This is a genomic window from Streptomyces sp. NPDC058691 (genome assembly GCF_042714775.1).
GTDB lineage: Bacteria > Actinomycetota > Actinomycetes > Streptomycetales > Streptomycetaceae > Actinacidiphila.
In genome coordinates, this window is sequence record NZ_JBHXSO010000075.1 from 16494 (window position 1) to 29520 (window position 13027).

The following is a 13027-nucleotide window of genomic DNA, read 5'->3' on the forward strand; positions in this document are numbered from 1 at the left end:
TCCCCGGGATCGGGGACGCCCGCACGGCTTGCCGCTCCCGGCGTGTCAGGTGCGTCAGGAGCGGGCGACGGCCGTCCGCGTGTCGCCCTGGGTCTGGGCGAGGCGCTGGGCGGCCTCCTCGGCGGTGAAGCCGGCGAGGAGCATGACGATGGCGGTCTTGGCGTGGCCGCCCGCCTCCTCCAGGGCGCGGGCGGCGGTGTCCGCGTCGGCGCCGGTGGCCTGGGACACCATGCGGCGGGCCCGGTCGACGAGCTTGTCGTTGGTCGCCCGCATGTCGACCATGAGGTTCCCGTAGACCTTGCCCACACGCACCATCGAGGCGGTCGAGAGCATGTTGCAGACCATCTTCTCGGCGGTGCCGCCCTTGAGGCGGGTCGAGCCGGTGAGGACCTCGGGGCCGGTGATGACCTCGATGGGGATGTCGGCGTAGCGGCTGACGAGGGCGTCGCGGTTGCAGGCCACCGACACGGTGACGGCGCCCGCGGCGGCGGCGTGCTTGAGCCCGCCGACGACATAGGGGGTGCGGCCGCTCGCCGCGAGGCCGACGACCGTGTCCCGTTCGTTCACGCCGATCTCGTCGAGGTCCGCGACCGCCCGCGCGGGCTCGTCCTCGGCGCCCTCGACGGCCACGATGAACGCACCGGGGCCGCCGGCGAGCAGACCCACGACCTGCTCGGGCGGGGTCCCGAAGGTGGGCGGGCACTCGACGGCGTCGAGCAGGCCGATGCGGCCGCTGGTGCCCGCGCCGAGGTAGATCAGCCGGCCGCCGCGCCGCAAGGAGTGCGTGATGGCCTCTACGGCGTCACCGATCTGCGGGAGCGCTTCGCGTACCGCGAGGGCGACGGTCTGGTCCTCGGCGTTCATGACCGAGAGCAGTTCGGAGACCGGCATGCGGTCCAGTTCGGCGGTCCGGTCGTTGCGGATCTCGGTGCCGAGAGTGCCGAGTGTGCTGAGGTCCACGGCGCGGTCGTCCTTTCAGGGTGGTGCTCAGAGGTGGTGCTCGGGGGAGTGCCCAGGGCCGGTGGTAGGCCGACGGTCGGTCGGCGGTCAGTCGGCCGCCGGGGTGCGGCGCGGCGGCTGAGGGCGTTTGCGGCGCTGGACCGCCCCGTAGGTCTTCTGCAGCGCGGCGGTCGTGGCGTCGTAGGAACGCTGGGCCACGCCGACGAACAGGCAGTCGATGAGCGCGAGTTGGGCGATACGGCTGACGGTGGCGCCGGACCGGAAGGGGGTCTCCCGGGCGCAGGTGGTCAGCACGAGGTCGGCGCTCTCCGCGAGGGTGGAGCGTGCGACGTTGGTGAGGGCGATGGTGGTGGCGCCGCGTTCGGCGGCGGCCTGGAGGGGTTCGACGGTGTCCTCGGTCTCCCCGGAGTGGGAGATGGCCAGGGCGACGTCCCCGGGGCCGAGGAGGGCGGCCGCGGTGAGGGCGGCGTGGCGGTCGGTCCAGATGAAGGCCATGTGGCCGATGCGGTGCAGCTTCTGGTGCAGGTCCTGGCCGACGAAGGCGCTCGCGCCGACGCCGAAGATGTCGACCCGCCGGGCACCTGCGACGGCATCGACCGCGCGTCGCAGTGCCTCGATGTCGAGCTGCGCTCCGGAGTCCTCCAGGGCGCGTATCTCGTTGTAGACGATCTTGCTGACGATCTGGTCGAGCGTGTCGGTGGCGCTGATGTCGGTGCCCGGCGCCGGACGCTCGCCGCCGAGCGCGTGCTCGCGGGCGGCGGCCGCGGCCAGTGCCAGGCGCAGCTGCGGGTAGTTGGTGATCCCTATGGCCCGGCAGAAGCGCATGACCGTGGCGACCGAGGTGTCCGCCCGCTCGCCCAGGGCGCTGATGGACAGCTCGGAGGCATGCGCCGGGTCGGCCAGGACGGCGTCGGCCACCCGGCGTTCCGACGGGGCCAGGTTCGGCAGCGCCGCGCGGATACGCGCCAGCGTGCCGGCGGCGGGGGCGTCGTCTGCCGGGTGGGCCGGCTGTGCCGGTGCGCGGGGTGGTTCCTGGCGGGCCATGGGCCGGGTCCCTCCTGGTGGGGTGGGCGCCACACTAACCACGCATCAGCGGTGCGTCAAAAACTTACGGAAGAGGTTACGTGAAGTTACTTATTGACATACGGAGGTCGGCCTTCCGATACTCGCTGCACCGCGATCCGCGCCGGTCACCCGGCCTCCCGGCTGTCCCGTGACCGCCCGACGTGCCGGATCCACGCAGACACGAAGGCGTGCCGTATGACAGCAGCAGTGGCGGTGGACCTGGGCAAGACCGGCTGCCGTGCCGTGCTGTGGAACGGCGGCAACGGCGGCACCGGTTCCACCCACGACGTCCACGAGGTGCCCGGGGCCCCCGGGCTCGCCGCCGGCGACGGTGTGGCGGCGGCCCGTGCCGCGGTGCGTGCGGCCGTCCTCCCGCTGCTCCCGCTCATCGAGGGCGGGCACGGCGGCCGGCTGGACGCGGTCTGCGTCGGTGCCGCCGGGGCGGCCACCGCCCCGGAGGCGGCCCGCGCGCTGGCCGGACTGCTGCTCGAAGACCTGCCCGCCGACGAGGTGGCCGTCACCAGCGACGCCGTCACCGCTCACGCGGGCGCCCTCGGCGGCCGCACCGGCGTGGTGCTCGCGATCGGGACGGGCTCCGTCGCCATCGGCATCGGGGACGACGGCTCCTACGCCCGCGTCGACGGCTGGGGCCCCTGGCTCGGCGACGAGGGCAGCGGCGCCTGGATCGGCGCCGCCGGACTGCGCGCGGCGCTCCGCGCCCACGACGGCCGCGGACCGCACACCGCACTGCTGGCCGCGGCCGTGGAGTGCTTCGGCGACCCCGACCGGCTGCCCTCGGCGCTGGGCCGGGACGGCAACCCCGCCCGCACCGCCGCGTCCTTCGCCCCGGAGGTGGCCCGAGCCGCCGCCGCGGGCGACGGCCCCGCCTCCGCCATCGTCCGGGACGCCGCCGCCGCGCTCGGTGAGGCCGTGCTCACAGCGGCCCGCCGCATCGCCGGCGGCGACGCCCTGCCGGTCGCCGTCACCGGCGGACTGACCGGTCTCGGCGAACCCCTCACCGGGCCGCTCACCGCGGCGCTCGCCGGTTCCCCGCGCCCCCTGCACCTGCGCCCCCCGCTCGGGGACCCGCTGGACGGCGCACGCCTCCTGGCGCTCGACGCCTCGGCACCGCACGAACCCCACGTCGCCCGCGTACGGCGGACGACGACCTTCCCCACCGTCCCCACCCCGCCGGTGACCTCGCCGGCCGTCATTCAGGAGTGAGCGTGCGCCAACTCGACCTTGTGGTGATCGTCGTCTATCTGATCGCGATCGCCGTGATCGGACTGCGCAAGGCCGGACGGCAGAAAACGGCGAAGGACTACTTCGTCGGCGAAGGCCACATGCCGTGGTGGGCCGTCTCGTTCTCCGTCGTGGCGACCGAGACCAGCGTGCTCACCGTCATCAGCGTGCCCGGCGGCGCCTACAGCGGCCAGGGCTTCGGCAACGTCGAACTCGCCCTCGGCTATGTGATCGGCCGCGTCATCGTGGCGGCCGTGCTGATCCCGCTGTACAAGCGCGGCGGGTTCGTCAGCGCCTACCAGTACCTGGGCAGCAGGTTCGGGCTGAAACTGCAGGGGCTGGCCTCGGTGACGTTCGTCTTCACCCGGCTCCTGGCCGAGGGCGTCCGCCTGTTCGCCTCCGCGATCCCGATCAAGCTGCTGCTCGACGAGTTCGGTGTGCACGCGAGCTACCGCCTCATCATCATCGTGCTCACGATCATCACCGTGGTCTACACCTACCTCGGCGGCATCAAGGCGGTCATCTGGACCGACGCCATCCAGATGGGCCTGTACCTGGGCGGTGCGATCCTCGCCATCGCCGTGCTCTCCGGCCACGTCGGCGGCGCCGGCTTCTCGAGCGCCCTGCACTCGGGCCACTTCAAGCTCTTCGACACCAACTTCGACTTCGCACACATCCTCACCAGCCCGTTCGCCCTGCCGACCGCGATCATCGGCGGCGCGATCTTCGCGATGGCCAGCCACGGCTCCGACCAGCTGATCGTCCAGCGCATCCTGACCACCCGCACGCTGCGCGACGGCCAGAAGGCCATGATCGCGTCCGGCATCTTCGTCACCATCCAGTTCGCGGCCTTCTCGCTCGTCGGCGCGCTCCTGTGGTCCTACAACCAGGGCAAGGACTTCAAGTCCCTCGGCCTGGCCAGCTCCGACAACCTCTACCCGAACTTCATCCTGCACGGCCTGCCCGTGGTGATCTCGGGCCTGCTCGTGGCCGGCATCCTCGGCGCCGCGATGGGCTCGCTGTCCTCCGCGCTGAACTCCATGTCGAACTCGACGGTGTCCGACATCATCCACAGCTTCTTCCGCAGTACGCCCTCCGAGGAGTCCCTGCTCAAGCTCGCCCGGGTGATGACCCTGGTGTGGGCGGTGCTCATGGCGGTCTTCGCCTGCGCCTTCAGCGCGAACACGGGCAACGTCTATCTCACCGGTCTGACCATCGCGGGCTACACCTACGGCGCCCTGCTCGGCGCGTTCCTGCTCGGACGGCTCATCCGGCGCGCCAACGAGATCGACTCCATCGTGGCGTTCCTGGTGACGGTGGGTGTGATGACCTACATCGTGCGCGACGTGAAGATCGACGTCACCGTCGCGGGTGCCACCGTGCCGACGGCGATCGCCGCCCAGTGGCTGGTGCCGATCGGCGTGGTGATCACCCTGGTGGTCGGCGGCGTGATGAGTCTGTTCCACCGGGCCCCCGAGAGCGCCGCGGTCCCCGCGGGCGACGGCGAGCCCGGCCCCGGCTCCGACCGGGTCGCGGCGGCCGCCGGCCGGCAGTGACGACGCGCCACCCATGAGGTGCGGGGCCGTCCACCGCGACGGCCCCGCGCCCCTCGTTCAGCACCAGCGACAAGACAGCAGGACAAGACAGTAGGGAGCAGACATGCCGAAGCGGCTCGGTCCGCGGCACCCGCGTCAGGAGGCACCGTGCGTGTGATCGGCCTGATGTCGGGCACCTCCTACGACGCCATCGAGGCGGCCGCCGCCGACCTCACCCTGGACGGCGACACCCTGCTCCTGCGGCCGCTCGGCCACCTCTCCGTGCCCTACCCCGACGACGTGCGGGAGCTGATCGCCGCCACGCTGCCTCCGGCGGCCACGACCACGCAGGCCGTCTGCGCCCTCGACACCGGCATCGGCCAGGCCTTCGCCGGCGCCGCCGGGCGCGCCCTGCGCGAACTGTGCGACGGCGCCGCCGACCTCGTGGTCTCGCACGGCCAGACCATGCACCACTGGGTCGAGGACGGCACCGTCCGCGGCACGCTCCAACTCGGCCGGCCCGCCTGGATCGCCGAGGCCACCGGCCTGCCCGTCGTCTCCGACCTGCGCAGCCGGGACGTCGCCGCGGGCGGCCAGGGCGCCCCGCTGGTCGGCATGACGGACACCCTGCTGCTGCGCGCCCTGCCGGGCACACCCGCGGCGCTGAACCTCGGCGGTATCGCCAATGTCACCGTCCTCGCGCCCGGCGCCGAACCGCTGGCCTTCGACACCGGCCCCGCCAACGCCCTGCTGGACGCCGCGGTGCGGCACTTCACCGACGGGGCGGCCGCGTACGACGAGGACGGGCGCAGGGCGGCGGCCGGCCGGACCGTCCCCGAACTGCTCGCGCTGCTCCTGGACGACCCCTACTACGGCAGGCCCGCCCCGAAGAGCACCGGCAAGGAGCTCTTCCACCTGCCCTATCTGCTGCGGGCCCTCGACGCGCTGCCCGCGCCCGGCCCGGGCCCGGACGACGTGCTGGCCACCTTGACCCGGCTCACCGCCGTCACCGTGGCCGACGCCTGCCGCGCCCATGGCGTCACCGAACTCGTGGTCTCCGGCGGCGGCGTCCGCAACCCCGTGCTGATGGGCATGATCGCCGAGGAACTGCCGAACGTGCGCCTGCGCCCCAGCGACGACCTGGGCATACCGTCGGACGCCAAGGAGGCCTTGGCCTTCGCGGTGCTGGGCTTCCTCACCGTCAACGGCCTGCCCGGCGCGCTGCCCTCCGGCACCGGCGCCCGCCGTGCCACGCTGCTGGGCAGCATCACCCCCGGCCTGTCGCCGCTGCGTCTGCCCGAGCCCGCCGAGCGGGCGCCCCGCCTGCTCCGGGTCACCGGCCCCGCCGGCTGACCGCCCCGCCGCGCACCCACCGCGTCCGTCCCAGCACCCGAGGACCCGAGACCCATGAGCCACTCCGCCGCCGAATCCACCACCGCGCCGCCCACCGTGGACCGGGGTCCCGGCCTGGCCGGGCTCCTGGCCTCGTGCGTGAGCGACCCGGCCAGGGTCACCACCGACGTACCCCGAAGGGTCGCGGCCGCCCACGACGCGTCGCCGTACCTGTTCACGCCGCAGGCCGTGGTGCGGGCCGCGTCCGCCGCCGAGGTGGGGGCCCTGATGGCCGGGGCCCGCGCGGCGGGTCTGCCGCTGACGCTCCGCTCGGGCGGCACCAGCCTGGCGGGGCAGGCCGGCGGCGACGGGATCCTGGTGGACGTCCGCAGCCACTGGCGGACCGCCGAAGTGCTGGACGAAGGGCAGCGCATCAGGCTGCAACCGGGACTGACGGTTCGTCAGGCCAATGCGCGGCTTGCCCGGTACGGACGCCGGCTCGGCCCCGACCCGGCCAGCGAGAGCGCGTGCACCATCGGCGGACTCGTCGCCAACAACTCCAGCGGCATGAACTGCGGTACGCAGGACAACGCCTACCGCACCATGGAGTCACTGCAGTTCGTGCTGCCGTCCGGCACCGTCGTGGACACCGCGGCCCCCGACGCGGACGAGGCGCTGCGGGCCCGCGAACCCGAACTCCACGCGGGACTGCTCCGGTTGCGCGACCGCGTCCGCGCCTCGGCCGGATCGCGCGCCACCATCGAGCGGCTGTTCGCGATGAAGAACACCATGGGCTACGGGCTCAACTCGTTCCTCGACCACGCCGGAGCGGCCGACATCCTCGCCCACCTCATGATCGGCAGCGAGGGCACCCTCGGCTTCGTCGGCGAGGCCGTCTTCCGCACCGTCCCCCTTCTGCCGCACACCGCCACCGGTCTGCTCGTGCTGCCCGGCCTCGCCGAGGCCACCGACGCCCTGCCCGCGCTGCTGGCCGCCGGCGCCCGCACCGCCGAACTCCTCGACGCCGCGTCGCTGCGCGTGGCCCAGCAGGCCCCTGACCCGGTGGACGAACTGCGCGGACTGCGCGTGGAGCACCACGCCGCGCTGCTGGTCGAGTTCGCGGAGGACAGCGCCGAACTGCTGGCGGAACGGGTGGCGGCCGCGCAGCCGGTCCTGGACCGCCTGCCCGCCGTCACCGGGACCGCGCTCGTCCGCGACGCACGGGTCAGGGCCCGGCTCTGGCACCTGCGCAAGGGCCTCTACACCGCCGTCGCGGGCGCGCGCCGCCCAGGCACCACGGCACTGCTGGAGGACATCGCGGTCCCCATGGAGCGGCTGACCGGTACCTGCGAAGGGCTGATCGGCCTGTTCGACCGGCACGGCTACCAGGACGCGGTGATCTTCGGCCACGCCCGCGACGGCAATCTGCACTTCATGCTCACCCAGGACTTCGACTCCGCCGCGGAGACCGAGCGTTACGCCCGGTTCACCGACGCCATGGTCGACCTTGTCCTGGACGCCGGCGGCACCCTCAAGGCCGAGCACGGCACCGGCCGCGCCATGGCACCCTTCGTGCGCCGCCAGTACGGCGACGAACTGTACGACGTCATGCGCGAACTCAAGCGGCTCTGCGACCCGCACAACGTGCTCAACCCGGGCGTGCTCCTGGAGGACGATCCCACGGCGCACCTGCGCAACCTCAAGAGCGTCCCGCAGGTCGATCCCGCCGTGGACGCCTGCGTGGAGTGCGGCTACTGCGAACCCGTCTGCCCCACCGCCGACGCGACCACGACGCCGCGCCAACGCATCGCGCTGAGCCGGGAGATCGCGCTCGCCACCGCCGCCGGGGACGAGGAGCGCCGCCGGGCCCTGGAGGCCGACTACGCCTACGCGGCCGTCGACAGCTGCGCCGCCGACAGCCTCTGCGTCACAGCGTGTCCCGTGACCATCGACACCGGCGCGGTCATGAAGCGCCTGCGCGCCGAACGCCACAGCCCCGCCGCGCAGCGGGCCGGGGGCGCGACGGCCCGGCACTGGGGAACCGCGGTCAAGGGCGTACGGGCGGCGCTGAACACCGCGCACGTCCTGCCGGCCCCGGCCCTGCGCGCCGCCACCGGCGCGGTCCGGCGACTCGGCGCGGGGGAACTCGTCCCCGCCTGGGCCGACGACATCCCGCGCGGCGGACCGGCCCGCCCCGCGGCGCGGCGGCCCGAAGGCGCCCAAGCGGTGTTCTTCGCCGCCTGCATCGGCAGCGTCTTCGCCCCGGAGGGGGCCTCCGACGGGTCGCCGGGCTCGACCGCCGCCTTCCTGCGGCTGTGCGAGCGCGCGGGCGTCGCCGTGACCGTCCCCGAACGGCTGGCGGGCCTGTGCTGCGGCACCCCCTGGCAGTCCAAGGGCTACACCGACGGACACCGCACCATGGCCGCCCGCACCCTGGACGTGCTCTGGGAGGCCAGCGACCACGGCCGGCTGCCCGTGGTCAGCGACGCCTCCTCCTGCACCCACGGCCTGGAGCAACTGCCCGGCGTCCTGCCGGAGCCGGACCGCGCCCGCTTCGCCGCGCTGCGCTTCGTGGACAGTGTGGCCTTCACCGCCGAGCACCTGCTCCCCGCGCTGCCCGAGCCCCGCCGCCTGGGCACCCTCGCTCTGCACCCCACCTGCTCCACCGCGCACCTGGGCATCGACGGCGCGCTGCGCACCGTCGCGGCGGCCGTGAGCGAGGAGGTCACCGTGCCGGACAACTGGGGGTGCTGCGCCTTCGCGGGTGACCGCGGCCTGCTCCACCCGGAGATCACCGCGTCGGCGACCGCCGCCCAGGCCGCCGAGATCACGGCGGGCACGTACGACGCGTACGCCTCCTGCAACCGCACCTGCGAGATGGGCATGAGCCGGGCCACCGGCCGTCCCTACCGGCACGTGCTGGAACTCCTCGACGAGGCCACCGCCTGAGGGGCGGTGGCCCGGCAGGGCCCGCGCGTGGCGTCGGGTGACGGCGAATCAGGCGCGGTGCGGGCGGGTCGGGTTGCCGCGCGGGGCGAGGACGGCGTTGGGGAGCTCGGGGGCCGGCAGGCGTTCCCCGGGGTAGCCCTCGACGGCGCCGAATCGGCTGGTCGCGCTCTGCCACGCCGCACGGGCCTCGACGATGTCCTGGTGGGAGCGGCCGATGAAGTTCCACCACATCACGATCTGCTCCTCGAACGGCGTCCCGCCGAGCAGGATCGTCCGGGCCGGGGTGTCGCCGGTGTTGGTCAGCGTCAGCGTCGCGTTCCCCGGTTCGAGATAACCGAGTTCGGCCCGGCGCAGCGCCGTTCCGGCCATCTGCACCTCGCCGTCGTCCACGAGCAGGCCGTGCTCGAAGGCGGGGTCGATCGCGAGGGTGACGGTCGCGTGCGGCAGCAGCGTGAGTTCGGCGCCGAGCAGCGGGGTGTGGGTGGGGACGGGCGACGTGTCGCCGGCCAGGGAGCCGAGGAAGACCCGCACCTCGCCCCCGTCGAGGGTGACGGGGCTGGGAATGTGGTGCTCGAAGGCGCTGGGCGCGTTCCGGTGTGCCTCGGGGAGCGCCACCCACAGCTGGACGCCGTGCAGGACGGTCGTCGCGGGGGTGGAGACCTCGGAGTGGCAGATCCCGTACCCGCCGGTCATCAGGTTGAGCTCGCCCGGGCGCACGTAGGCGTATGTGCCCAGGCTGTCCCGGTGCTCGATCTCGCCGCTGAAGAGCCAGCTCACCGTCTGCAGACCGGTGTGGGGGTGCGGTGCCACGTCCATCCCGCCGCTGTCGGCGACGTTGTCGGGACCGTAGTGGTCGGCGAAGCACCAGGCGCCGATGAGGGACCGGGCCCGCTGCGGCAGGGTCCGGCGCACGCTCATCGCGCGGGGGCCGCCGAGGGGCACGTCCCTCGGGGTGAACACGTCGACCGGCGAGGTGGGCCGGCCGTCCCCCGCCGCGCCGGACCCACCGTGCGGAGCGGTGGGGTCGGCCTCGGTGCTGCTCATCGTGTGACGCCCCTCTCGGCGAAAAGTTGGATGTTCAACTATCATGCTCGATCGTACGGGACAACGCACACGGCACGCCGAAGGAGTCCAGGTGAGCGAGGTGACGCGGGCCACCACAGGCCGGCGGATATTCATCGACAAGCAGACACCGCAGTCCTATCGCGCGATGCGTGACGCCGCCGATACGATCCGGGGCGCCGCAGCGGACGCCGGGCTCGACCGCGTGCTCGTGGAACTGGTCAATCTGCGTGTCTCCCAGATCAACGGCTGCGCCTACTGCCTGCACGTCCACACCAGGGCCGCGCTGCGGGCCGGCGAGGACGCCCAGCGGCTGGGAGTGCTGCCCGCCTGGCGGGACACGGAGGTCTTCACCCCGCGCGAGCGTGCCGCGCTCGCCCTTGCCGAGGCGACCACCGCTCCCGCGGACACCGCCGCCGCGGACGACGCCTACGCCGGGGCCCGCGAGGTGCTGACCGACGACGAGATCTCCGCGGTGATCTGGGTGGCCATCACCATCAACGCCTTCAACCGCGTGTCCATCATGAGCAAGCACCCGGTACGGCCGCTGCCCCGGCAGTGAACCCCGGCCGAGGACTGGACTGGCCCGTCCAAAAACCGTGGCGGAGAATGAAGCCATGACCCCACGACTCACGGCCAAGGGGGCCGCCACCCGGCAGCGGATCATCGAGGGTGCGGCCATGGTGATCCGCGAGCGGGGCCCGGGCGAGACGACCCTGGACGACATCCGCGGCCGCACCGCCACGAGCAAGAGCCAGCTCTTCCACTACTTCCCCGGTGGCAGGGAGGATCTGCTGCTCGCGGTCGCCTCCCACGAGGCGGCGCGGGTGCTGTCCGACCAGCAGCCGTATCTGGGCGACCTCAGTTCCTGGCAGGCGTGGGAGCGGTGGCGCGACGCCGTCGTCGACCGCTACCGCGAGCAGGGGCCGCGCTGCCCGCTGGGCGTGCTCACGTCCGAGCTGACCCGCACCACGCCCGGCGCGCAGGCCGTGACCCGGGAACTGCTCGCGGCCTGGCAGGTGGACATCGTCGCCGGCATCCGGAGCATGCAGGAGCAGGGCGAGATCCCGGGGTCGCTGGACGCCGAAAGGGCGGGCGCGGCCCTGCTCGCCGGCATCCAGGGCGGGGTGTCCATCCTCATGGCGACCGGCTCGCTCACGCACCTGGAGGCCGCGCTCGACATGGGCATCGCCCAGCTCCGCGCGGCATCGTCGCCGCCCTCCGTCCCGTACGGGACGTGACCGCCTCCCGCACGGTCGGGTTGAAGGGCAGCCGAGCGGCGGCGACTCCTGTGGGCTGCGGTGGCGCGCCCATTCCGCCACCGCGGTAGGGGAGTCGTGCCCCGCCGAGGTCGGCGCGCACGGGTTCCAGGTCGTCAAAAGGCGCTGGGTGGCAGGGCGCAGTCTCGGCCGGCTCATGCCGCGCTGACGCCTGAGCCGCGATGACGAGACCTGGCCTCTCGGGGGAAGCCGCGCGAGGCAGGTCGCCGCGCGGTATGTCGGCATGCGTCCAGTTCGCAGCTCGACACCTACACGAGTTGTAGGTGATCGTCCTTCTCCCATTCCTTCATCGTTCAACCAACGGTCGGCCTCTGTGTTTTGTGTGGTCCCTAAGTTGCGTGAGGGGTTTGGAAGGAGGGACTCATGGCCGCACAACTCGCGGTCCGGGCTCGTGGAATCACCAAGTGTTTCGGCGACGTTGTCGCGCTCGACGGTGTCGATCTGGATGTGGCGCGGGGTCAGATCCACGGGTTGGTCGGAGCGAACGGCGCCGGCAAGACGACTTTGCTCGGTCTCCTGCTGGGACTGGCCGTGGCCGACAGCGGCGCCCTCGAGATCCTGGGCACGCCGGTCGGGCGGGCGCTCGCCGCTCCCGACGGCGTCGCCGGGTTCGTGGACGGCCCTGGTCTGTATCCCTCGCTGACGGCCCGGCAGAACCTCGCCGCGCTGGCCGCCCTCCGTGGTCGCGATGCGCGGACCGTGGGTATCGACGACGTACTCGCCCAGGTCGGGCTCAGCGATGTCGCCGACGACCGGGCCCGTGGGTTCTCCCTCGGTATGCGCCAGCGGCTGGGACTCGCCGCGGCACTGCTCACGAAGCCCCGGTTGCTCGTGCTCGACGAACCTTCCAACGGCCTGGACCCGGCCGGGAAGAGGCAGGTTCACGGGGTCCTCAACCGGCTCGCGGCGGACGGGACCAGCGTCGTGATGTCGAGTCACCGCATGGACGACCTGGAGGCACTGTGCTCAGAGGTCACCATTCTCTCCACCGGCCGGGTCGTCTTCTCGGGCCCGCTGGGCAAGCTGGCCGCCGAGAACCGTGAACTCGACTACCGGCTGCGCACCTCCGACCCGCGGGCCGCCCGCGAGCTCGCCGTGGAGACGGCCGGGATCCGCGTCGCCGACGACACCGGGACACGGCACGACGACGAGGTGCTCGTCGTCCGCGCTCAGGTGCCCGCCCTCGACGAACTGGTCGTGCGGCTCGTGCACGGGGACATCGCGGTGCGCGAACTCGCCCCGGTGGTCTCGCCGCTCGAGGCCGCGTTCCTCGCCCTCACCGAACAGCAGGAGGCCGGCCGATGACCGCGACCGTCGCCGTGGACGACGTTGCCGACGACAACGTTGCCAGTGCCCGCCGCGTCCCGGTGACGCGTGTCTACCGTTTCGAGCTCGTCAAGCTGGTCTCGCAATGGCCGATCCGCTTGCTGGTCCTCGCCTGCTGGATCGTGCCGGCGCTCTTCGTCGCCGCGGTGAGCCGGCAGAGCACGCTCCCCGTCGACACCCTCTTCGGCCGCTGGATGCACGCCACGGGGTGGGCGGGACCGCTGGTGATGCTCGGTTTCGCGGGCACCTGGGCGCTGCCGCTGCTGACCTCGGTGG

At 73.0% G+C, this 13027-nt stretch carries 10 protein-coding genes and 1 pseudogene; 8 read left to right on the top strand and 3 right to left on the bottom strand.

Features of this window, described 5'->3' with window-relative positions; translation table 11 throughout:
* Positions 1-54: 54 nt before the first annotated feature.
* Both murQ and ACFWVC_RS34655 read right to left on the bottom strand, forming a co-directional pair.
* Positions 55-960 (bottom strand): N-acetylmuramic acid 6-phosphate etherase, encoded by a 906-nt coding sequence (gene murQ, locus ACFWVC_RS34650; RefSeq protein ID WP_384296760.1) that lies wholly within the window; start codon positions 958-960, stop codon positions 55-57.
* An 87-nt stretch (positions 961-1047) separates the two neighbouring features.
* Positions 1048-2004 (bottom strand): MurR/RpiR family transcriptional regulator, encoded by a 957-nt coding sequence (locus ACFWVC_RS34655; RefSeq protein WP_384296761.1) that lies wholly within the window; start codon positions 2002-2004, stop codon positions 1048-1050.
* Between the two features lie 216 nt (positions 2005-2220).
* Between ACFWVC_RS34655 and ACFWVC_RS34660 the strand changes: the two genes are divergently transcribed.
* The 4 genes from ACFWVC_RS34660 (at position 2221) to ACFWVC_RS34675 (ending at position 9083) form a co-directional block, all read left to right on the top strand.
* Positions 2221-3249 carry an N-acetylglucosamine kinase gene (locus tag ACFWVC_RS34660; protein ID WP_384296762.1) on the top strand — a complete coding sequence of 343 codons (1029 nt, stop codon included), beginning with the start codon at positions 2221-2223 and terminating at the stop codon, positions 3247-3249.
* A 2-nt stretch (positions 3250-3251) separates the two neighbouring features.
* Positions 3252-4823, top strand: coding sequence for a sodium:solute symporter (locus tag ACFWVC_RS34665; protein ID WP_384296763.1), 1572 nt, complete (start codon positions 3252-3254; stop codon positions 4821-4823).
* A 147-nt stretch (positions 4824-4970) separates the two neighbouring features.
* Positions 4971-6155: an anhydro-N-acetylmuramic acid kinase gene (locus ACFWVC_RS34670; RefSeq protein ID WP_384296764.1), complete on the top strand. Its 1185-nt coding sequence runs from the start codon at positions 4971-4973 to the stop codon at positions 6153-6155.
* A 54-nt stretch (positions 6156-6209) separates the two neighbouring features.
* The gene (locus ACFWVC_RS34675; protein WP_384296765.1) at positions 6210-9083 is read left to right on the top strand and encodes an FAD-binding and (Fe-S)-binding domain-containing protein; all 2874 of its coding nucleotides are present in this window, start codon (positions 6210-6212) and stop codon (positions 9081-9083) included.
* Positions 9084-9131: 48 nt separating this feature from the next.
* On the opposite strand, the gene ACFWVC_RS34680 is transcribed toward ACFWVC_RS34675, so the two are convergent.
* Positions 9132-10127, bottom strand: coding sequence for a pirin family protein (locus ACFWVC_RS34680; protein ID WP_384296766.1), 996 nt, complete (start codon positions 10125-10127; stop codon positions 9132-9134).
* A 91-nt stretch (positions 10128-10218) separates the two neighbouring features.
* Here ACFWVC_RS34680 and ACFWVC_RS34685 point away from each other — a divergent pair, with 91 nt between their 5' ends.
* From ACFWVC_RS34685 to ACFWVC_RS34700, 4 genes and pseudogenes are all read left to right on the top strand, one after another.
* The gene (locus tag ACFWVC_RS34685) at positions 10219-10707 is read left to right on the top strand and encodes a carboxymuconolactone decarboxylase family protein (protein WP_384296767.1); all 489 of its coding nucleotides are present in this window, start codon (positions 10219-10221) and stop codon (positions 10705-10707) included.
* Between the two features lie 55 nt (positions 10708-10762).
* Positions 10763-11386, top strand: coding sequence for a TetR/AcrR family transcriptional regulator (locus ACFWVC_RS34690; RefSeq protein WP_384296768.1), 624 nt, complete (start codon positions 10763-10765; stop codon positions 11384-11386).
* A 402-nt stretch (positions 11387-11788) separates the two neighbouring features.
* Positions 11789-12730 carry an ABC transporter ATP-binding protein gene (locus ACFWVC_RS34695; RefSeq protein WP_384296769.1) on the top strand — a complete coding sequence of 314 codons (942 nt, stop codon included), beginning with the start codon at positions 11789-11791 and terminating at the stop codon, positions 12728-12730.
* Positions 12727-13027: pseudogene (locus ACFWVC_RS34700) on the top strand (ABC transporter permease); the annotation flags it as partial. The gene ACFWVC_RS34695 and the pseudogene ACFWVC_RS34700, both read left to right, overlap by 4 nt.